General features: G+C 65.3%; 18 protein-coding genes and 1 pseudogene. 14 read left to right on the top strand and 5 right to left on the bottom strand.

All coding sequences use genetic code 11. The annotated features are described in order from the left end of the window. Positions 1-918 (top strand): annotated as a pseudogene (locus tag SE91_RS03700) (EAL domain-containing protein); the annotation flags it as partial. A gap of 15 nt (positions 919-933) precedes the next feature. Then, on the top strand, positions 934-1,788 hold the full coding sequence (locus tag SE91_RS03695) for a TIGR01459 family HAD-type hydrolase (RefSeq protein WP_061846622.1): 855 nt from the start codon (positions 934-936) through the stop codon (positions 1,786-1,788). 217 nt (positions 1,789-2,005) lie between these two features. Here the strand turns inward: SE91_RS03695 and SE91_RS03690 are convergent, their stop codons facing one another. Continuing rightward, the gene (locus SE91_RS03690; protein ID WP_008567674.1) at positions 2,006-2,401 is read right to left on the bottom strand and encodes a response regulator; all 396 of its coding nucleotides are present in this window, start codon (positions 2,399-2,401) and stop codon (positions 2,006-2,008) included. Between the two features lie 228 nt (positions 2,402-2,629). Here SE91_RS03690 and SE91_RS03685 point away from each other — a divergent pair, with 228 nt between their 5' ends. From SE91_RS03685 to arfB, 7 genes are all read left to right on the top strand, one after another. Further along, positions 2,630-3,601 carry a bifunctional riboflavin kinase/FAD synthetase gene (locus tag SE91_RS03685; RefSeq protein ID WP_061846621.1) on the top strand — a complete coding sequence of 324 codons (972 nt, stop codon included), beginning with the start codon at positions 2,630-2,632 and terminating at the stop codon, positions 3,599-3,601. Positions 3,602-3,807: 206 nt separating this feature from the next. After that, positions 3,808-6,816 carry an isoleucine--tRNA ligase gene (gene ileS, locus SE91_RS03680; RefSeq protein ID WP_061846620.1) on the top strand — a complete coding sequence of 1,003 codons (3,009 nt, stop codon included), beginning with the start codon at positions 3,808-3,810 and terminating at the stop codon, positions 6,814-6,816. Positions 6,817-6,823: 7 nt separating this feature from the next. After that, positions 6,824-7,318 (top strand): signal peptidase II, encoded by a 495-nt coding sequence (gene lspA, locus SE91_RS03675; protein WP_061846619.1) that lies wholly within the window; start codon positions 6,824-6,826, stop codon positions 7,316-7,318. Between the two features lie 93 nt (positions 7,319-7,411). Further along, complete coding sequence (locus SE91_RS03670; protein ID WP_061846618.1) at positions 7,412-8,137, top strand: hypothetical protein; 726 nt, start codon at positions 7,412-7,414, stop codon at positions 8,135-8,137. Positions 8,138-8,339: 202 nt separating this feature from the next. Continuing rightward, the gene (locus SE91_RS03665) at positions 8,340-9,731 is read left to right on the top strand and encodes a M16 family metallopeptidase (RefSeq protein ID WP_502687171.1); all 1,392 of its coding nucleotides are present in this window, start codon (positions 8,340-8,342) and stop codon (positions 9,729-9,731) included. Continuing rightward, complete coding sequence (locus tag SE91_RS03660; protein WP_061846617.1) at positions 9,728-11,095, top strand: M16 family metallopeptidase; 1,368 nt, start codon at positions 9,728-9,730, stop codon at positions 11,093-11,095. Before SE91_RS03665 ends, SE91_RS03660 begins: the two co-directional genes overlap by 4 nt. Positions 11,096-11,216: 121 nt before the next feature. Then, positions 11,217-11,633 (top strand): alternative ribosome rescue aminoacyl-tRNA hydrolase ArfB, encoded by a 417-nt coding sequence (gene arfB / locus SE91_RS03655; RefSeq protein ID WP_061846616.1) that lies wholly within the window; start codon positions 11,217-11,219, stop codon positions 11,631-11,633. Between the two features lie 61 nt (positions 11,634-11,694). On the opposite strand, the gene SE91_RS03650 is transcribed toward arfB, so the two are convergent. Then, a complete protein-coding gene (locus SE91_RS03650; protein WP_061850925.1) occupies positions 11,695-12,000 on the bottom strand; it encodes a hypothetical protein in 306 nt (101 codons plus the stop codon). Positions 12,001-12,309: 309 nt separating this feature from the next. Here SE91_RS03650 and SE91_RS03645 point away from each other — a divergent pair, with 309 nt between their 5' ends. From SE91_RS03645 to SE91_RS03630, 4 genes are read left to right on the top strand one after another with little or no spacing between them, the layout of a single operon-like run. Then, the gene (locus SE91_RS03645; RefSeq protein WP_082813893.1) at positions 12,310-12,696 is read left to right on the top strand and encodes a c-type cytochrome; all 387 of its coding nucleotides are present in this window, start codon (positions 12,310-12,312) and stop codon (positions 12,694-12,696) included. Next, entirely contained in the window at positions 12,697-13,092 is a 396-nt protein-coding gene (locus SE91_RS03640) for a VOC family protein (protein ID WP_008544290.1), read from the top strand. It abuts the gene before it with no gap. A gap of 43 nt (positions 13,093-13,135) precedes the next feature. Further along, a complete protein-coding gene (locus SE91_RS03635) occupies positions 13,136-13,684 on the top strand; it encodes a Twin-arginine translocation pathway signal (RefSeq protein ID WP_061846615.1) in 549 nt (182 codons plus the stop codon). A gap of 29 nt (positions 13,685-13,713) precedes the next feature. Then, a complete protein-coding gene (locus SE91_RS03630) occupies positions 13,714-15,282 on the top strand; it encodes a GMC family oxidoreductase (protein WP_061846614.1) in 1,569 nt (522 codons plus the stop codon). Positions 15,283-15,339: 57 nt separating this feature from the next. Here SE91_RS03630 and SE91_RS03625 read toward each other — a convergent pair whose 3' ends face one another. Then, complete coding sequence (locus SE91_RS03625) at positions 15,340-15,651, bottom strand: ribbon-helix-helix domain-containing protein (protein ID WP_061846613.1); 312 nt, start codon at positions 15,649-15,651, stop codon at positions 15,340-15,342. Positions 15,652-15,901: 250 nt separating this feature from the next. Here SE91_RS03625 and mutL point away from each other — a divergent pair, with 250 nt between their 5' ends. Continuing rightward, positions 15,902-17,716: a DNA mismatch repair endonuclease MutL gene (mutL, locus tag SE91_RS03620; protein WP_061846612.1), complete on the top strand. Its 1,815-nt coding sequence runs from the start codon at positions 15,902-15,904 to the stop codon at positions 17,714-17,716. 76 nt (positions 17,717-17,792) lie between these two features. Here mutL and rsmD read toward each other — a convergent pair whose 3' ends face one another. Next, positions 17,793-18,350, bottom strand: coding sequence for a 16S rRNA (guanine(966)-N(2))-methyltransferase RsmD (gene rsmD / locus SE91_RS03615; RefSeq protein WP_061846611.1), 558 nt, complete (start codon positions 18,348-18,350; stop codon positions 17,793-17,795). A 140-nt stretch (positions 18,351-18,490) separates the two neighbouring features. After that, the coding region (locus tag SE91_RS03610) for a pseudouridine synthase (protein WP_061846610.1) at positions 18,491-20,039 on the bottom strand (1,549 nt) is incomplete at its 5' end.

The following is a 20,039-nucleotide window of genomic DNA, read 5'->3' as shown; positions in this document are numbered from 1 at the left end:
CGCCCCAGATGGTGGTCAACGGACGCAACCAGACTCAATTGCTGGCGGCGCTGCGCAACGCGATCGACGAGAACCGCATCGACATATTCCTCCAGCCGATGGTGACGCTGCCGCAGCGCAAGGTGCGATTCTATGAGGCCGTGACACGGCTGCGCGACGAACGTGACCAGCTCATCGCGGCCGAGGAGTTCATCAGCATCGCGGAGGCCTCCGGGCTGATCGGGCGCATCGACAACATGGTGATGCTGCGCTGTGTGCAGGTGCTGAGGCGCCTGATGGTGCGCAACAAGGACGTCGGCGTGTTCTGCAATGTCGCGGCCTCCACCCTCGGCAACTCCACCACCTTCGCGCAATGTCTCGACTTCCTCGAAGCCAACCGTGCGCTGGCGCCCTCGTTGGTGCTGGAGTTCAAGCAATCGACCTTCCGCAACCTCGGCCCGGCCGAGTCCGAGAACCTCGCCGCGCTCGCCCAGCGCGGCTTCCGCTTCTCGATCGACCATGTCACCGATCTGCGAATCGAGCCGCGCGAGCTCGCCGACCGCGGCGTGCGCTTCATCAAGGTGCCGGCCACGCTACTGCTCGATCCGAGGCAGGCCTCGGCCTCCGACATCCATCCATCCGACCTCTCCGACCTGCTCGGCCGCTTCGGCATCGACCTGATCGCCGAGCGGATCGAAGGCGAGCGCGCGGTGATCGATCTGCTCGATTATGACGTGCGATTCGGCCAGGGATTCCTGTTCGCGCCGCCCCGGCCACTTGCGGCCCGAAGGGGCATCTGCTACCGGCGGGGCCTCGCCGAACCAGGCGCAGGACATCCAGGGATCCAATGGCTCCGCCACACCCAGCTCAGGCGCGACCTCTTCGGCGCCTCCGCCGCAGCGCATCACCGGCAACGCAGCGCTCGCGCGCCGCATCTGATCGGCCGCACGCACCATGACCACACTGCACTTTGCGCAAAGCCTGCGCGAGCTCGTGGGCGGGGTCGATGTCGTGCTCAGCGACATCTGGGGCGTCGTCCATAACGGCCTCGAATCCTTCCCCGAGGCCTGCGAGGCGCTGCATACCTATCGCAGCCACGGCGGTACGGTGATCCTGATCACCAACGCGCCGCGTCCGGCCGACTCCGTGCAGCGGCAATTGCGCAAGCTCGGCGTCGCCGACGAGACCTATGATGCGATCGTCTCGTCCGGCGACCTGACCCGGCTCTATGTCGCCGAGCATCCCGGCCGCAAGATGTTCTGGCTCGGGCCCGAGCGGGACAACTCGATCTATCGCGGCCTCGATGCGAAGACCGCGCCGCTGGAGGAAGCCGATTACATCGTCTGTACCGGTCTCTACGACGACGAGACCGAGACGGCGGAAGATTATCGCGGCATGATGCTTAAGGCGCGCGAGCGCAAGCTGACGCTGGTTTGCGCCAACCCCGACATCGTGGTCGAACGCGGCGACCGGCTGATCTATTGCGCCGGCGCCATCGCGGAGCTCTATCGCGAGCTCGGCGGCGAGGTGATCTTCTATGGCAAGCCGCACCGGCCGATCTATGAGCGCGCGATGGCGCTCGCCGGCGAACGCCAGGGCCACACGATCGACCGGAAGAAGGTGCTGGCGATCGGCGATTCCGTCCGCACCGACTTAACCGGCGCGCGCGAATTCGGCATCGACTGCCTGTTCGTCACCCGCGGCATCCATGCCGAGGAATTCGAGGGCCTCGACCAGTTGGACCCGAATTCGGTGATGGAATTGTTCGGCCACCCGCCGAAGGCGCTGATGCGCGAATTGAAGTGGTGATCATGACGTCCGCGCAGGTGCTGTGGGCTTGGACCAACTCCTAAGCCCTGGACGCCGTCATGGCCGGGCTTGACCCGCCTGCGCGGCCGAAGCCGCTTCGGCGAGACGATGGCCCGGCCATCCACGACTTGCTTCACAAATCCAAAAACGTGGATGCCCGGGACGAGCCCGGGCATGACGATCTCGATGGATAGTTGTTTTTTGCGGTAGGCAGCGCTTACGCGCTCGCCATGTCCGGGAAGACCGCCTCGATCTTGGTCTTCAGCGTCGCCGCGTTGAACGGCTTGACGATGTAATTGTTCACGCCCGCCTTCTTGGCCGCGATCACGTTCTCGGTCTTGGATTCGGCCGTGATCATGATGAAGGGCGTGGTGGCGAGGTTCGGATCCGCGCGCACTTCGCGCAAGAGGTCGTACCCCGTCATCGGCTCCATGTTCCAATCGGAGATCACGAGCCCGTACTTCTTGCCGCGCATCTTGTTCAGCGCTGCCGAACCGTCGCTGGCATCATCGATGTTCTCGAAGCCAAGCTGCTTCAGCAGATTCCTGATGATACGGATCATGGTGCTGTAGTCATCCACCACAAGAACCGGCATCGACAAATCAACCGCCATCTCGACTCCCCCAACGCAAACCCAGGAATATTACGATCGGACCTGCCCAGACCGGAGCCCGGCAGTTCCACGCTCAAGGACTAACACCAAGGCGTTAAACAGCGCGTTAACTGGGGACGCCCCCAACGGGCTGAATCGCATTCGAGGCAGGCCCACCCTCCCGCTTGACTTCATCCGGCCGGTCGCGCCACGGTCCCGGCCGGTCCTGCCGCTTCGAGAATTCCCCTGATGGCTCCGCATTTTACCGTAATCCGCGACACCACGCCGGACTCCGCCATTCCAAGGGGCGCCGTGGTCGCCATGGGCAATTTCGACGGCGTTCATCTCGGCCATCGCGCCGTGATCGCAGCGGCCCTGGACATGGGCCGGGCGCATGGCCGCCCTGCCCTGGCCCTGACCTTCGAGCCCCATCCGCGGCGTTTTTTCAGCCCCAACACCCCGCAATTCCGCCTGACGGACGAGACCGCCAAGCTGCGGCTTCTGGCCGGCACCGGGCTTGCCGGCGCCGTGGTCATGACCTTCGACAAGGCGCGCGCCGGCACCTCTGCGCAAGATTTCATTCACCATGACCTGATCGGCCGCCTTGGCGTCAGCGGCATCGCCGTCGGCTACGACTTCCATTTCGGCAAGGGCCGGGTCGGCTCGCCGAGCCTTCTGGTCAACGAGGCCCCCCGGCTCGGCATCGAGGTCGACGTGCAGGCGCATGTCGATATCGACGAGCGGCCGGTCTCCTCCAGCGCCATCCGGATCGCCCTCGCCGAAGGCCAGCTCGACGAGGCCACCACCATGCTGGGTGCCCCCTGGTTCATCACCGGCGAGGTGATCCATGGCGAGAAGCGCGGCCGTGATCTCGGCTATCCCACCGCCAACATCCGTCTGGACGCCAATTGCGGCCTGAAGCACGGCATCTACGCCGTGCGGGTCGGCCGCGGCGCCGAACGGCTCGACGGCGTGGCAAGCTTCGGCCGCCGTCCGACCTTCGACAATGGCGCGCCGCTGCTCGAAATCTTCCTGTTCGACTTCAAGGGCGATCTATATGGCCAGGCGCTGGACTGCGCCTTCATCGGCTTCATCCGCGAAGAGCTGAAATTCGACAGCCTTCAGGCCCTGATCCGCCAGATGGACGACGATTCCGCCCGCGCCCGCGCCATGCTGGCCGCCGCTCCTGGCGCATTTCCGCGGCTCGGGACCATCGACTGAGCCTCAAACCGGCCCCTCCGGACCTTTGCGCTTCCCCTGGCCCCCTGCTATGGAGAACCCATGTTTGCGCGGCGCATCATAGGGATTAGCGGCCCGGCTTCCGCCTGAGCCCAAAGGCTCGGCGCAAGACCGGGATTGTGTCGTTTCACCCCGCGATTTCCCAATCGCCATCCGTCTTTCCGCGCCCTTCCGAGCCAGTCAGCCTCATGTCCGAAAAGCCGCAAAAGTCCCAAAAGTCTGAAGTCAAAGACTATTCGAAAACCCTGTTCCTGCCGCAGACCGAATTCCCGATGCGCGCCGGCCTGCCGCAGCGCGAGCCGGAGCTGCTGAAATACTGGAACGACATCGGCCTCTACGACAAGCTGCGTCAGGACGCCCGGGGCCGCGCCAAATTCGTGCTCCACGACGGCCCGCCCTACGCCAATGGCAACATCCATATCGGGCATGCGCTGAACAAGATCCTCAAGGACGTCGTGACCAAGAGCCAGCAGATGCTCGGCTTCGACTCCAACTACGTGCCCGGCTGGGACTGCCACGGCCTGCCGATCGAATGGAAGATCGAGGAGGAGAACTACCGCTCCAAGGGCAAGCAGAAGCCGGACTTCCGCGACTCCGCCGCGATGGTGGCGTTCCGCAAGGAGTGCCGCGCCTATGCGACGCACTGGATCAACGTGCAGCGCGAGGAATTCAAGCGCCTCGGCATCATCGGCGACTGGGACCATCCCTATCAGACCATGACCTACCCGGCCGAAGCGCAGATCGCCCGCGAGCTGATGAAATTCGCGGCCAACGGTACGCTCTATCGCGGCTCCAAGCCGGTGATGTGGAGCGTGGTCGAGAAGACCGCGCTGGCGGAGGCCGAGGTCGAGTACGAGGACCACACCTCCGATACGGTGTGGGTGAAATTCCCGATCACCTCGCCGGCGCATGGCGCGCTCGCCAATGCGGCCGTGGTGATCTGGACCACCACGCCCTGGACGCTGCCCGGCAACCGCGCCATCTCCTTCTCGCCCAAGATCGCCTACGGTCTCTACAAGGTGACGGATGCGCCCGCGGACAATTGGACGAAGACCGGCGACCTACTGATCCTGGCCGACGCGCTGGCCGCGGAAGTGTTCAAGCAGGCACGCGTCACGGCCTATGAGAAGGTGCGCGACATCCCCGGCGACACGCTGGATGCGGTCGAATGCGCCCATCCGCTGAAGGGCATTGCCGGCGGCTACGACTTCATCGTGCCGCTGCTGGCCGGCGACCACGTCACCGACGACACCGGCACCGGCTTCGTGCACACCGCGCCCGGCCACGGCCGCGAGGACTTCGATGTCTGGATGGCGAGTGCCCGTGAGCTCGACGCACGCGGCATCAACACCACGATCCCCTACACCGTCGACGAGAACGGCGCCTACACCGCACAGGCGCCCGGCTTCACCGGAAAGCGCGTGCTCAACGACAAGGGCGAGAAGGGTGACGCCAACGAGGCCGTCATCAAGGCGCTCGCCGAAAGAGGCATGCTGCTCGCGCGCGGCCGGCTGAAGCACCAGTATCCGCATTCCTGGCGCTCGAAGAAGCCGGTGATCTTCCGCAACACGCCGCAATGGTTCATCGCGATGGACAAGGACATCAGCGAGAACGGCCATGCCAGGAAGGGCGACACGCTGCGCGCCCGCGCGCTGCACGCGATCTCGGTGACGCAATGGGTGCCGCCGGCGGGCGAGAACCGCATCAACGGCATGATCGCCAACCGTCCAGACTGGGTGATCTCGCGCCAGCGCGCCTGGGGCGTGCCAATCGCCGTGTTCGTGCGCGAGAAGGGCGATGGCTCGGCCGAGATCCTGCAGGACGAGATCGTCAACCAGCGCATCACCGAGGCCTTCATGGAGGAAGGCGCCGACGCCTGGTACATGCAGGGCGCCCGCGAGCGTTTCCTCGGGTCCCGCGCGAGCGAGGACTGGAAGAAGGTCGACGACATCTGCGACGTCTGGTTCGATTCCGGCTCCACGCACGCCTTCGTGCTCGAGGATCGGCAGAACTTCCCGCAGCTCGGCAACATCGTCCGCAAGATCGACGGCGGCAACGACACCGTGATGTATCTGGAAGGCAGCGACCAGCATCGCGGCTGGTTTCATTCCTCGCTGCTGGAAAGCGCGGGCACGCGGGGCCGCGCGCCTTACGACGTCGTGCTGACCCACGGCTTCACGCTGGACGAGAACGGCCGCAAGATGTCGAAGTCGCTCGGCAACACCGTCGAGCCGCAGAAGGTGATCAAGGATTCGGGGGCGGACATCCTCCGCCTGTGGGTCTGCGCCACCGACTATGCCGACGACCAGCGCATCGGTCCCGAGATCCTCAAGAACACCATCGAGACCTATCGCAAGCTGCGCAACTCGATCCGCTGGATGCTCGGTACGCTACATCACTTCAAGGCGAGCGAGAAAATCGCCTATGCCGAGATGCCCGAGCTCGAGCGCTTGATGCTGCACGAGCTGGCCGGCCATGCCGAGACCATTCGCAAGGCCTATGCCGCCTTCGACTACAAGACCGTGGTCGCGAGCCTCTCGGCCTTCATGAACTCCGAGCTGTCGGCGTTCTATTTTGATATCCGCAAGGACACGCTGTACTGCGATCCGCCGTCCTCGGTGGCGCGCAAGGCGGCGCTCACCACGATCGAGACCCTGTGCGATGCGCTCCTGAAATGGCTCGCGCCGATCCTGAGCTTCACGACTGACGAAGCGTGGCGGATGTTCCGGCCCAATGCGGAGCCCTCGGTGCATCTGACGCTGTTTCCCGAGGGCCTCGAGAAGCTGCGCGACGACAAGCTCGCCGGAAAGTGGGAGACGATCCGCAACGTCCGCCGCGTCGTCACCGGCGCGCTGGAGCTGGAGCGCGCCGCCAAGAACATCGGCTCCTCGCTCGAGGCTTCGCCGGTGATCTATGTCGCCGACCGCGACATGCTGATGACGCTGTTCGACGTCGATCTCGCCGAGGTCTGCATCACCTCGAATTACGAGGTGCGCGAGGGCGAGGCACCGGCCGGCGCCTTCCGTCTCGATGCCGTGCCGGGCGTGGCGGTCGTCGTCGAGAAGGCAGTCGGCACGAAGTGCGCCCGCTCCTGGAAGATCTCGCCGATGGTCGGCGAAGACCCCGAATACCCCGACGTTACCCCGCGCGACGCGCAGGCGCTGCGCGAATGGAAGGCGTTGGGGGTGGGAGTCTGATCCCGGCATGACCCCGCTCCGCGCCGGTATCATCGCCGCCCTGATCACGCTCGTGCTCGATCAGGCTTCGAAGCTCTGGCTGCTGAACGTGTTCGAACTGGCCCGCCGCGGCGTCGTCAAGGTGACGCCGTTCTTCGACCTGGTGCTGGCCTGGAACATCGGCATCAGCTTCGGCTGGCTCCAGAACGACAGCCAAGCGGCGCAACTCGCGCTGATGGCTGTCAAAGGTATCGCGGTGCTCGCGCTCGCGATCTGGATGGCCCGCTCGCACACCCTCCTGGCCACCATCGCGCTCGGCCTGATCATCGGCGGCGCCATCGGCAACGGCATCGACCGTCTTGCCTATGGCGCCGTGGTCGATTTCGCCCTGTTCCACATCGATATCGGCGGAAAGACCTACAATTGGTACGTGTTTAACCTCGCCGACGTGGCCATCGTTGCTGGCGTGGCCGCGCTATTGTATGATTCCTTCCTGGGGGTACCCGCCGCAAAAGCGCCCTGATCCCGGTCGATACGACCGGCAGGTGGAGCCCGTTTTTGCAGGGGCCAGCCGCGTGCGAGCGGCAATCTGCCACAATATGGAACAGGTACAGTAATGCGCAGCGCGAAGACCAGCGGTTCGATGGTGCAAGACCCTCAATCGGGGTTCTGGCGGGCATTGAAATTGTCCGCTGTCGTGCTCGGCATCGGCCTCGTCATGTCGGCCGGCGCGGCCCGTGCCGGTGACGACGAGGATGAAGATGACGGGATGACCTTCGAAGAGAAGATCATCGACAATCTGATGTCCGGCATCGGCGCGAAGAGCATGGAGAAGAAAGGCATCGAATACCGAGAGCGCTCGCCGCTCGTCGTGCCGCCCAAGCTGGACCTGCCGCCTCCCGCGACCCAGGCCAAGGCCGCACCGAACTGGCCCAAGGACCCCGAGGAAAAGCGCCGCAAGGAAGCGATTGCCGCGCGCAAGAAGGCGACCAAGGAGACGGAAAACTGGCAGGCCGCCCGGCCGCTGACGCCCGCGGAGATGAAGGCCGGCGAGGTCGCGGCAGCGCCCCGCACCAGCAACGATCCGATTCAGCCGGGTACCAATGGCAACCCGTCGCTCAGCCCGGCGGAGCTCGGTTTCTCCGGTGGTCTCTGGAACATGATGAAGGGCGGCAACAGCACCGAAGAGAAGAAATTCACCAGCGAGCCGCCGCGCCAATCGCTGGTTGAGCCTCCGCCCGGCTATCAGACGCCGTCGCCGAACTACGCCTATGGCGCCGGGCCGGACAAAACGCGGCGGACCTATTTCGACATCATGTCGGGCAAGGACAAGGAACAATAGCGTTCCCGTCGCGCTGCGACATCCTGACGGAATCGAACCTCGTACCGGCAGCTCGCGCGCGCCGGACGCGGTCCTTAAATTGCTTATCAGTAACTTGCCTAAGCGTTGAGTTCTCTGCTTCGTGACGCGAAGCCTCAGCCGCACGGTGTAGCATGCCGTGCTTCCGAGCCGGACATCCGGACCTCGGCCTCTCATAAGGATGATGATGTCCTCATACCGATCGGCTGCCTGCCTCCTTGCCGCGCTTTCGACCAGTGTCCTGACGGCTGGCGCGTCCCTCGCCCAGACCACGGTGACATCGCCTCCACCCGCCAGCTTCACGCTCAGCAACGGTATGCAGGTCGTGGTGATCCCGGATCACCGCACGCCCGTGGTCACGGAGATGATCTGGTACAAGGTCGGCTCGGCCGACGAGACGCCGGGCAAGTCCGGCCTCGCTCACTTCCTTGAGCACCTGATGTTCAAGGGCACGTCGAAGCACCCGGTCGGCGAATTCTCGCAGACCGTGCTTCGCGTCGGCGGCAACGAGAACGCCTCGACCTCGGTCGACTACACCAATTACTACCAACGTGTTCCGAAAGAGCAGCTGCCGACCATGATGGAGTTCGAGGCCGACCGCATGACCGGCCTCGTCCTCAAGGACGAGAACGTGCTGCCCGAGCGCGACGTCGTGCTCGAAGAATACAACATGCGCGTCGCCAACAATCCGGACGCGCGGCTGAACGAGCAGATCATGGCCGCGCTCTATCTCAACCATCCCTATGGCCGGCCGGTGATCGGCTGGCACCAGGAGATCGAGAAGCTCGACCGCGAGGACGCGCTCGCCTTCTACCGCCGCTTCTACGCGCCGAACAACGCGATCCTCGTGATCGCCGGCGACGTCGACGCCGCCGAGATCCGTCCGCTGGTCGAGCGCAATTTCGGCTCCATCCCGGCGCAGCCCGCGATCCCGGCCCGGCGCGTCCGACCGCAGGAGCCGGAGCCGGCTGCGCCACGCACCGTCACGCTGGCCGACCCCCGCGTCGAGCAGCCGAGCATGCGGCGCTATTATCTCGTGCCTTCGGCGACCACGGCTGCGGCCGGCGAAAGCGCGGCCCTCGACGTGCTCGCGCAACTGATGGGCAGCGGCAGCAATTCTTATCTCTACCGGGCCCTCGTCGTCGACAAGCCGCTCGCGGTCTCCGCCAACGCCAGCTATTCGAGCATCTCGCTTGATCCAACGCAGTTCGCGATCTCGGCCGCGCCGAAGCCCGGAATCAGCTTCGCCGAGGTCGAGCAGGCGGTCGATGGCGTCATCGCCAATGTCGCGCAGAACCCGATCCGCGCCGAGGATCTGGAGCGGGTCAAGACCCAGCTCATCGCGGAAGCGATCTACGCCCAGGACAACCAGGCGGTCTTGGCGCGCTGGTATGGCGGCGCGCTGACCACAGGCTTGTCGATCGAGGACATCAGGAGCTGGCCCGACCGCATTCGCGCGGTCACCGCCGAGCAGGTCCGCGCGGCCGCGCAGAAATGGCTCCACAAGAAGCGCTCGGTGACGGGCTATCTGATCAAGGACACTACGGCTGCCAAGCCCGAGGAGAAGCGTTCGTGACCTATCCCTTCCTCCGACGCCTCGCATTCTCTCTTGCGACCGGCGCGACGCTCGCGCTCGCTGCGGTCTCGCCGTCGCAGGCGGCCGCAAAGATCCAGCGCCTGGTCTCGCCCGGGGGCATCGAGGCCTGGTTCGTGCAGGACGCAACGGTGCCGTTGATCGCCATGGAATATTCCTTTGCCGGCGGCTCGGCCCAGGATCCCAAGGACAAATCGGGCGTCGCCAACCTGGTCGGCGACCTCCTCGACGAAGGCTCCGGCGATCTCGACTCCAAGACCTTCCACGAGCGGCTCGACCGCCGTGCCATCGAGCTCTCCTTCAACGCCACCCGCGACACTTTCCGCGGCAGCCTGCGCATGCTGCGCGACAACAAGGACGAGGCCTTCGACCTGCTCAGGAGCGCGCTGACCTCGCCGCATTTCAACACGGCGGATGTCGAACGCATCCGCTCGCAGGTCGTGTCGGGGCTGCGCCGCGAGACCACCAATCCGACATCCCTGGCGAGCCGCAAATTCCTGGAGGTCGCCTTCGGCAGCCATCCCTACGGCCGACAGACCAATGGTAACCTCGACAGCGTGCCGACCATCACGGTCGCCGACATGAAGGATTATGTCGGCCGCGTGCTCGCCAGGGACGGGCTGAAGGTCGCGGTCGTCGGCGACGTCGATCCCGCGACGCTCGGCAAGCTGCTCGACCACACCTTCGGCAGCCTGCCCGCCAAAGCCAACCTCACGCCGGTCCCGGATGTCGAGGCCGCCAAGCCGCCGCAGCGCGCCTTCGTGACCCTCGACGTGCCGCAGACCGTGATTACCTTCGGCGGCCCGGGAGTGAAGCGCAGCGATCCCAACTTCATGGCGGCCTACGTCGTCAACCACATCCTCGGCGGCGGTGGATTGTCCTCCCGGCTCTATCGCGAGGTCCGCGAGAAGCGCGGGCTGGCCTATTCCGTGTACGAATCGCTACTCTGGATGGAGCATTCGGCGCTCTTCATCGGCAACACCGGCACGCGCGCCGATCGCTCTGGCGACACTATCGACGCCATCGAGAAGGAAGTCCGCCGCATCGCCGAGGAAGGCCCGACACAGAAGGAGCTCGACGAGGCTAAGTCCTACCTCAAGGGCTCGCAGATGCTGGCGCTCGACACCTCCTCCAAGCTGGCGCAGGCGCTGCTGCAATACCAGCAGGACAAGCTGCCGATCGACTACATCGAGAAGCGCAACGCCATCATCGATGCCGTGACGCTTGATGACGCCAAGGCTGCCGCCAAGCGGCTGTGGGGCCAGGGCCTCCTGACCGTCGTCGTCGGCCGCGCCCCGCAGGCCGCCGCTCAGCCGGCGTCAGCACCGGCGACGAAGTCGAACTGACGGCCGAAGTCCGGTACGTCTCCTGAAATGGCCGGGTTCGCCCGGCCATTTGCATTTCCAGCACCACCATTGCCGAACGCGGACGTTCGCGATATGTCCGAACATCAGGAATGGTGCCATCATGCTGCGGATATCCCGCGATCTCGTCATCGACGAGGACGACATCGAGATTGGTTTTGTCCGCGCCTCCGGGCCCGGCGGGCAGAACGTCAACAAGGTCGCGACCTCTGCGCAACTGCGCTTCGACACGCGCAAACTGACCCTGCCGGAGGATGCCGCCATCCGGCTCGCCCGCATCGCGGGTCAGCGTATGACCAAAGACGGCGTGATCGTGATCCACGCCCAGCGCTTCCGCACCCAGGAGCGCAACCGGCAGGATGCCATCGACCGGCTGGTCGAGATGCTGCGCGAGGCCATGGTGCGCCCCATTCCGCGGCGCGCGACGCGGCCGACCTTCGCGTCCAAGCAGCGCCGGCTCGAAGGCAAAAAGCGGCGTAGCGACGTCAAGGCTGGCCGCGGCAGCCGCTTCGACGATTAGCACACGCAGCCAAAAGAACTCCGGCCGCAGAGCGACCGGAGTTCTGCCGTTCTACTTGAGACTAGTAGCGCTTGGACGGGGCAGCACCGCCCGTCGTGGCATCGTCGGCGGTCCCCTTGTGCGCAGCGCTGCCCGTGGTGCCCGTGGCCCTGGTGCCCTTGGACGACTTCATGCCAGTCTTTTCGCCCGCCGCACCTGGCTGAGCATTCATCTCCTCATCGCCGCTTCCCATCGTGCTGCCTTGCATGGGTTTGCTTTGCACGGTGCCGCCCGGCTTGGCGGTGGGAGGCGCGCTTTGCGCGAGAACCGGCGTCGCAATGAGGGCCGACAGAGCGCATGCGATCATCGAGGTCTTCACCAACTTCATCCATTTCTCCTGGATTGTTCGCGATGAATGGCTCGGCGGCTCCCCGCGCTGCTCGTCTGCACCGAACCATTGCATCGCGTAAAGAGTTCAAGCGGCGCGACCGTCATGCAATGCGCATCGTGTGGTGATCGTTTAGGGATTTGACGGCGGTTTCGCGGAATTGTGCTCCGCATATAAGGCAGCGCGGAACAACACGCGCAGCAAAACATTTCGGCGCACAGCGAAATAGCCCGCTACTACCACCGCATCTTCGACGCCGCCTAGAGTTTGCGCAGATTGATTTTGATGCGGATGGGCGGGTTCTTGGTGATGCGCGCAATCGTGCTGGGATTGTGCACCGCGATGGTGCTGGTGGTGCAGGTCGCCGACGCGCAAATGCCATTGCCGGCCGCAAAGCCGCCGGATGGCGCCACACTCTTCAAGCAGCAATGCGCAGTGTGCCACACGTTGAGCCTGTCAGAACCGATGCGGCAAGGTCCGGCGCTGGTAAAAATCGTGGGACGTCCCGCCGGCAAGGTCGAGGGCTTCAGATATTCGGAGGCCCTGTCGAAGGCCGACTTCGCCTGGGACGAGACGAAGCTCGACGCCTGGCTGAACAATCCGCAAGCCGTCATTCCCGGCGTGACCATGGTGTACCGGCAGGCCAAACCGGAGACGCGCGCCGCCATCATCGCTTACCTGAAGGAGCAGAACTGAATGGCCAAGCCCGTTCATTCCATGATCCGCGTGCACGACGAGGCGCGTTCACTCGACTTCTACAGGCGTGCCTTTGCCCTTGAGGTCGCCGACCATCTGAAGTTCGCGGATTTTGCCCTGATCTATCTGCGTCACCCCTCCTCACCTTTCGAGGTCGAGCTGACCGTAAATTTCGATCGCAAGGAGCCGTATCAGCTTGGCGACGGTTACGGCCATCTCGCCGTGGTGGTCGAGGATCTCGATGCCGAACACGCCCGCTTCGAGCGCGAGCAGCTCGCACCGGGTCCGTTGCGGGATTTCAAGCACGACGGTCGGACGCTGGCGCGCTTCTTCTTCGTCAGTGATCCCGATGGCTACAAGATCGAGGTGATCCAGCGAGGCGGGCGTTTCGGCTGATCCACTGCAAAAATCAAATCACAAGAATTGAAGGAGGAATGCCATGAGAGAAATCGATCGTCGAAGCAAGCACAGCCGCCGCGTCTTTCTCAAGGGCGCGGCAAGCGCCGTACCGGTCGTTGCCGTGGCGACCAGCGTCACCGTCAGCATCGAGGACGCCTGGGCCGATGAAGCGAGCACCCTGTCGCCGGCGACGATGAAGACGCTGCTGAAGGTCGCGCGCGACATCTATCCGCACGATGTCCTCGGCGACAGTTACTACATCACCGCGATCAAGCCGTGGGATGGCAAGGCGGCCAAGGACGCGGCCGTCAAGTCGCTGATCAATGGCGGCATCGCGCGGCTCGATCAGAACGCGCGGGATCGCTACAAGGTCCCCTATGCCGACGTGCCCTGGGAGGCCGACCGGGTGGTGCTGCTGAAGGAGATCGAGCAGAGCGACTTCTTCCAGAAGGTGCGCGGCGACCTCGTCGTCTCCCTCTACAACCAGAAAGAGGTCTGGCCGCGCTTCGGCTACGAGGGCTCCTCCGCAGAGCATGGCGGCTACATCAACCGCGGCTTCGCCGACATCGACTGGCTGCCGAAGGCTTAAACGTCACCCAACGGTTCAGGAGAACGCATATGGCAAAATTCGATCTGAACGATTCCGGCGTTGTGGTGATCGTCGGCTCCGGTGCCGGCGGCGGCACGCTGGGCAACGAGCTCGCGCAGAAGGGCGTCAAGGTCGTCATTCTCGAGGCTGGCCCCCGCATCGAGAATCACGACTTCATCAATGACGAATGGGAGAGCTTCTCGCAGCTCGCCTGGACCGACGCGCGCACCACGTCGGGCACATGGCGCGTCGCCAAGGATTTCTCGGGTCTCCCGGCCTGGATCGTCAAGGCGGTCGGCGGCTCGACCACCCATTGGGCCGGCGCCTCGCTGCGTTTCGACGAGCACGAGTTCAAGGTGAAGACCACCTACGGCAACATTCCCGGCGCAAATCTCCTGGACTGGCCGGTGACGCTTGCGGAGATGGAGCCGTGGTACGCCAAAGCCGAGAACAAGATGGGTGTGACCCGCACCAACGGCATTCCCGGGCTTCCCGGCAACAATAACTTCAAGGTGCTGGAGGCCGGCGCCAAGAAGCTCGGCTACAAAACCGTGCACACCGGCAACATGGCGATCAACAGCCAGCCGCGCGACGGCCGCGGCGCCTGCCAGCAGATCGGCTTCTGCTTCCAGGGCTGCAAATCCGGCGCGAAATGGTCGACGCTCTACACCGAGATCCCGAAGGGCGAGGCCACCGGCAATCTCGAGGTCCGTCCCGGCAGCATGGTGGTGAAGATCGAGCACGATGCCAGCGGCAAGGTGTCCGGCGTCGTTTATGCTGACGAGGGCGGCGCGATGCAGCGCCAGAAGGCGCGTATCGTCGCGGTGGCCGGCAATTCGATCGAGAGCCCGCGGCTCCTGCTCAACAGCGCCTCCACCATGTTCCCCGACGGCCTCGGCAATTCATCGGGTCAGGTCGGCCGCAACTACATGCGGCACATGACCGGCAGCGTCTATGCCGTGTTCGAGAAATCAGTGCACATGTATCGCGGCACGACCATGGCCGGCATCATCCGCGACGAGTCCGTCAACAACCCCACGCGCGGCTTCGTCGGCGGCTACGAGATGGAGACGCTGTCGATCGGACTGCCCTTCATGGCGGCGTTCCTCAATCCCGGCGCCTGGGGACGCTCGTTCACGTCAGCGCTCGACGGGTATCCCAGGATGGCCGGCATGTGGCTGGTCGGGGAGGACATGCCGCAGGAGACCAATCGCATCACGCTCGATCCGGTCGTGAAGGACAAGTTCGGGCAGCCGGTTGCGAGCGTGCATTTCGACGATCATCCCAACGACGTCGCGATGCGCGCGCACGCCTACAAGCAGGGCGCCGCGGTTTACGACGCCGTCGGCGCCACCGTGACCTATCCGACCCCACCCTATCCGAGCACGCACAACCTCGGCACCAACAGGATGAGCGAGAAGCCCCGGGACGGCGTGGTCAACAAGTTCGGTCAGAGCCACGACGTCAAGAACCTGTTCGTCTCCGACGGCAGCCAGTTCACCAGCGGTGCGGCCTGCAACCCGACCCTGACCATCGTCGCGCTGGCGATCCGGCAGGCGGACTACATTGCGGGCGCGATGCAGAAGAAGGAGATTTGATCTCCCCTCAATGTCGTCCTGGCGGAAAAGCCGGGACGACATTGGGAAGGGATCCGCCTACTCGGCCGCATCCAGAATCGGCGCCACCGTAGCCTTGAAATCCTGCACCGCGCTCCGCGAGCGGTAAATCAGACACGAACAACGCAGCAGCGAAGCAAAATTGTTGACCTCGCCGTGGTGGTCGAGCACCTCGTTGTAGAGCGTGGTCAGGAACTTGCCGAGGCTCATGCTCTCCTTGGCCGCGATTTCCTCCAGCGTGTCCCAGAACGCCATTTCCAGCCGGATCGAGGTGCAGTGCCCGCCGATCCTCAAAGAACGGGTCTGGGATTCGTAATCGCGTTGGGGCTGGTGTGCGAAGAGATGGCACATGGCGTCCTCCCGTCCTGTTGCCATTTTTTCACGATGCTACACCGCGGCCCGGCACCTCACAATCAGGACGGTGGCCGGATATCCGTTCGCCCGGGTTGCGCGATTTTCTCGAACGCCCAATGTCTTCAATGCCATAGGGGGCCCTTTTCCCCAGCCCGCCACGCCGGTGTTGCCCAACCCATGGTTTTGACGCAACACGGCCTAGACTAGCGCTGCCAGCGAATCCCCGTTCGAGCCCAAGATCGAGTTCATGCCCGTCCGCCAGCTTCCAGAGCAAGTCGTCAACCGCATCGCCGCCGGCGAGGTGGTCGAACGCCCGGCGAGCGTGGTCAAGGAGCTCGTCGAGAACGCGATCGATGCCGGCGCGAGCCGGATCGACGTCTTCACCGACGGCGGCGGGCGGCGGCGGATCGGCATCACCGATGACGGCGGCGGCATGACGGCGAAAGATCTCGCCCTCGCGGTCGAGCGCCACGCCACCTCCAAGCTCGACGACGAGGATTTGCTCCAGATCCGCACCCTCGGCTTCCGGGGCGAGGCGCTGCCCTCGATCGGGTCGGTCGCGCGTCTCGCCATCACCACGCGGCATGCGAGCGAGCCGCATGCCTGGGCGCTGTCCGTCGAAGGCGGCGAGAAGTCCGGGATTATGCCGGCGGCGCTGGCGCATGGCACGCGCGTCGAGGTCGGCGACCTCTTCTACGCGACGCCTGCACGGCTGAAGTTCTTGAAGACCGACCGCACCGAGGCGGAAGCGATCCGCGAGGTGGTCCGGCGCTTGGCGATGGCGCGGCCCGACATCGCGTTCACGCTGGCAGGCGAGGAACGCGCACCGGTGACCTGGGCTGCCGCGCTGCCCGGCGCCGCCGGCCGCCTGACGCGGCTCGGCGATATCCTCGGCGCGGAGTTCCGCAGCCACGCCATCGAGGTCCATGCCGAGCGCGAGGGCGTCGTCGTCGCCGGCTATGCCGCGGCGCCCGCGCTGACCAAGGCCAACGCGCTCGGGCAATATCTCTTCGTCAACGGCCGACCGGTCCGCGACAAGCTGATCCTGGGGGCGGTGCGCGCCGCCTATTCCGACTATCTGCCGCGCGACCGCCATCCGGTGCTGGCGCTGTTCGTCACGCTCGATCCGCGCGAGGTCGACGCCAATGTGCACCCGGCCAAGACCGAGGTGCGCTTCCGCAATGCGGGCCTCGTGCGCGCCCTGATCGTGCACGGCTTGAAGGAAGCTCTCGCGCGTGAGGGCCGGCGCACGGCCGCCAATAGCGGCGAGAGCGCCCTGTCCGCGTTCCGGCCCGCCTTCACGCCGCAGCGTCCGGCGAGCTGGGACTGGCGCGCCTCGCCATCCGCCCCAATCGCGCCGATGCCTTCATTCGAAGGCTCCGCCGCGCCTGCTTTCGCCGAACGCGCGCAAGCCGCCTTCGACGTCGGTGCGCCCAGCGCGGACGTGCGGATCGAGAGCCAGCCCGCCGGCGATCTCGTCGACCGCCCGCTCGGTGCCGCGCGCACGCAGATCCACGAGACCTATATCGTCTCGCAGACCCGCGACGGGTTGATCATCGTCGACCAGCATGCCGCGCATGAGCGCATCGTCTATGAGCGGCTCAAGTCCTCGCTGGCTACGAATGGCGTCCAGCGACAGATCCTGCTGATTCCCGAGATCGTCGAGATGGATGAGGCGACGGTCGAGCGCCTGCTCGAACGCGGCGAGGAGCTCGCCTCGTTTGGGCTCGCGATCGAGTCCTTCGGTCCCGGCGCGGTCGCGGTACGCGAGACGCCTTCGTTGCTCGGCAAGACCAATGCCGGCGGGCTGCTGCGCGATCTCTCCGAGCACATGGCTGAATGGGACGAGGCGCTGCCGCTCGAACGCCGGCTGATGCATGTCGCGGCGACCATGGCCTGCCACGGCTCGGTGCGCGCGGGGCGCCGGTTGCGGCCGGAGGAGATGAACGCCCTGCTCCGCGAGATGGAGGACACGCCGAATTCCGGCCAGTGCAATCACGGCCGGCCGACCTATGTCGAGCTGAAGCTGAGCGATGTGGAGAAGCTGTTCGGGCGGCGGTGAAGGTGCCGTAGGGCGGGTAAGCGCAGCGTAACCCGCCTCTTCTGCATCCGCAGCGACGATGGCGGATTACGCTGCGCTAATCCGCCCTACGCAGGAACACGAACTCCGTGTCGTCATAGGCCCGCCGCTCCAGCTCCTCGTATCCTTCCGGCGTCGCGAATTGCGCGGCCTTCGCTTCCTCCACCACCAACAGCGCGCCGGGCGTCAGCCAGCCGCCATCGCGCAGGGACGCGAGCGCTTTCTCCGCAAAGCCCTTGGCATAGGGCGGATCGAGGAACACCAGCGAGAACGGCTCGACGGGATGCGCGGGACCGAGATCGGTCGCATCGCGCCGATAGACTTTCGTGACGCCACCGAGCCCGAGCGATTCCACGTTGTTACGCAGCAACGCTCGCGCTTCCGCGCCGTTATCGACGAACAGCGTAAACTTCGCCCCGCGCGAGGCCGCCTCGATGCCGAGCGCGCCGGTGCCGGCGAAGAGATCGAGCACGCGCGCATCCGCAATCGGATCGTCATAGGCGTGCACGAGGATGTTGAACACGGACTCGCGCAGCCGGTCCGCCGTCGGGCGGATGTCGCGCGAGGACGGTGAGGCGAGATTGCGCCCCTTCAAGCGACCGCCGACGACGCGCATCACACGGGTCCGTCATGCCCGGGCTTGTCCCGGGCATCCACGTACTTCAGCGATGGGCGCATGCAGGACGTGGATGGCCGGGTCGAACCCGGCCATGACGACCGCTTGCACGGTATCGAACTCGCCCCGACCATTGAAAGTTACTCGCCATCCCGCGGCGTCAGATCGCGCTTGCCGTGATAGCCGCGCTTGGGTCGGCGCGGCGGGCCGTAGCCATTCGCTTCCATCTCGTTGCGCTCGCGCGCCTCCTCGCTGCCGGTGCGCTGCACCAGCACGCGACGGCCCTTGCGGTCGTTGATCACCGCGCGCTTCATCGGCTTCTTCGGTGCATCGTCCCCGCCCCCGGCGGATTTCGCAGGCACGTCGAACTCGGCCCCCGACTTCTCGATCACCTTGTCGCCGAGCTGCTCGCGCAGCACGCGCGACCTGATCTCGTCGACCTGGCCTTCGGGAATCTCGCCGAGCTGGAATGGGCCGTACGACACCCGGATCAGCCGGTTCACCTCGAGCCCGAGATGGGCGCAGACGTTGCGCACCTCGCGGTTCTTGCCTTCGCGGATCGCGAACACCAGCCAGACATTGGCGCCCTGGTCGCGTTCCAGCGTCGCTTCGATCGGGCCGTATTTGACGCCTTCGATCTCGACGCCGTCCTTGAGGGCGTCAAGCTGCGCCTGCGTGACGTCGCCATGGGCACGGACGCGGTAGCGCCGCAGCCAGCCGGTGTCGGGCAGCTCGAGCGTGCGGGCGAGGCCGCCGTCATTGGTGAGCAGCAACAGGCCCTCGGTGTTGAAGTCGAGCCGGCCGACGCTGATGAGGCGGGGCAAGCCTTCCGGCAGATTGTCGAACACGGTCGGACGCCCTTCGGGGTCGTCATGCGTCGTCATCAGCCCGCGCGGCTTGTGATAGAGGAACAGCCGCGTGCGCTCGCGCGGCGGCAACGGCTTGCCGTCGACCATGACGACGTCATTTGCGGTGACGTCGAGCGCCGGCGAATTGATCACCCGGCCGTTGACCGTGACACGGCCCTGCGTGACCATCTCCTCGGCATCGCGCCGCGAGGCCAGCCCCGCACGCGCCAGCGCCTTGGCGATGCGCTCGCCCGCTTTCTTCGGCTTCGGTGCGTCCTCGCGGCGCGGCCGGCCCTCAAAGTCGCGATCGCGCTCGCGATAGGCACCGCGGCCGCCGAAGGCGGGGCGCTTCTCGAATATCCTGCTGTCATCCTCATTGTCGCGTCGCGGACGATCGCCGAAGCGGCCCTCGCTACGCGGATGCTCGTGCCAATCGGAGCGGCCCTCGGTGCGCTCGCGTGGACGACTGAATTTCGGGCGATCGCCGCCGCGCCCACTGCGCTCGCCGTCGCCGTCACGACGAGGCCGATCGAATTTGGGACGATCGAATTTCGGGCGGTCGCCGGAGGCGCGATCGTCACGCGACCGCGAGAAGCGCGGACGATCCTCGCCGCCTTGCCGATCGTCACGCTTCTGCCAGGGCTTTTCTTCGCTGCGGTCGCGGCCGCCGAAATCCTTGCGAGGACCTTTGCTGAAATCCTTGCGCGGCGGCCGATCGCCCCGCGGAGCCGCGTCGCGCTTCTGCCACGGCTTGGAATCGCCGCGCTCGCCGCGATCACCGCCGCGGGAAAATTTCCGTTCGCCGTCGAACTTGCGCTCGGGGCGGTCGCCGCGCGGCGCA

Source organism: Bradyrhizobium sp. DOA1, assembly GCF_001593325.1.
In the GTDB taxonomy this organism is placed as follows: Bacteria; Pseudomonadota; Alphaproteobacteria; order Rhizobiales; family Xanthobacteraceae; genus Bradyrhizobium.
The sequence above is the reverse complement of the archived record's forward strand: the minus strand, read 5'-3'. Positions and strand labels throughout refer to the sequence as shown.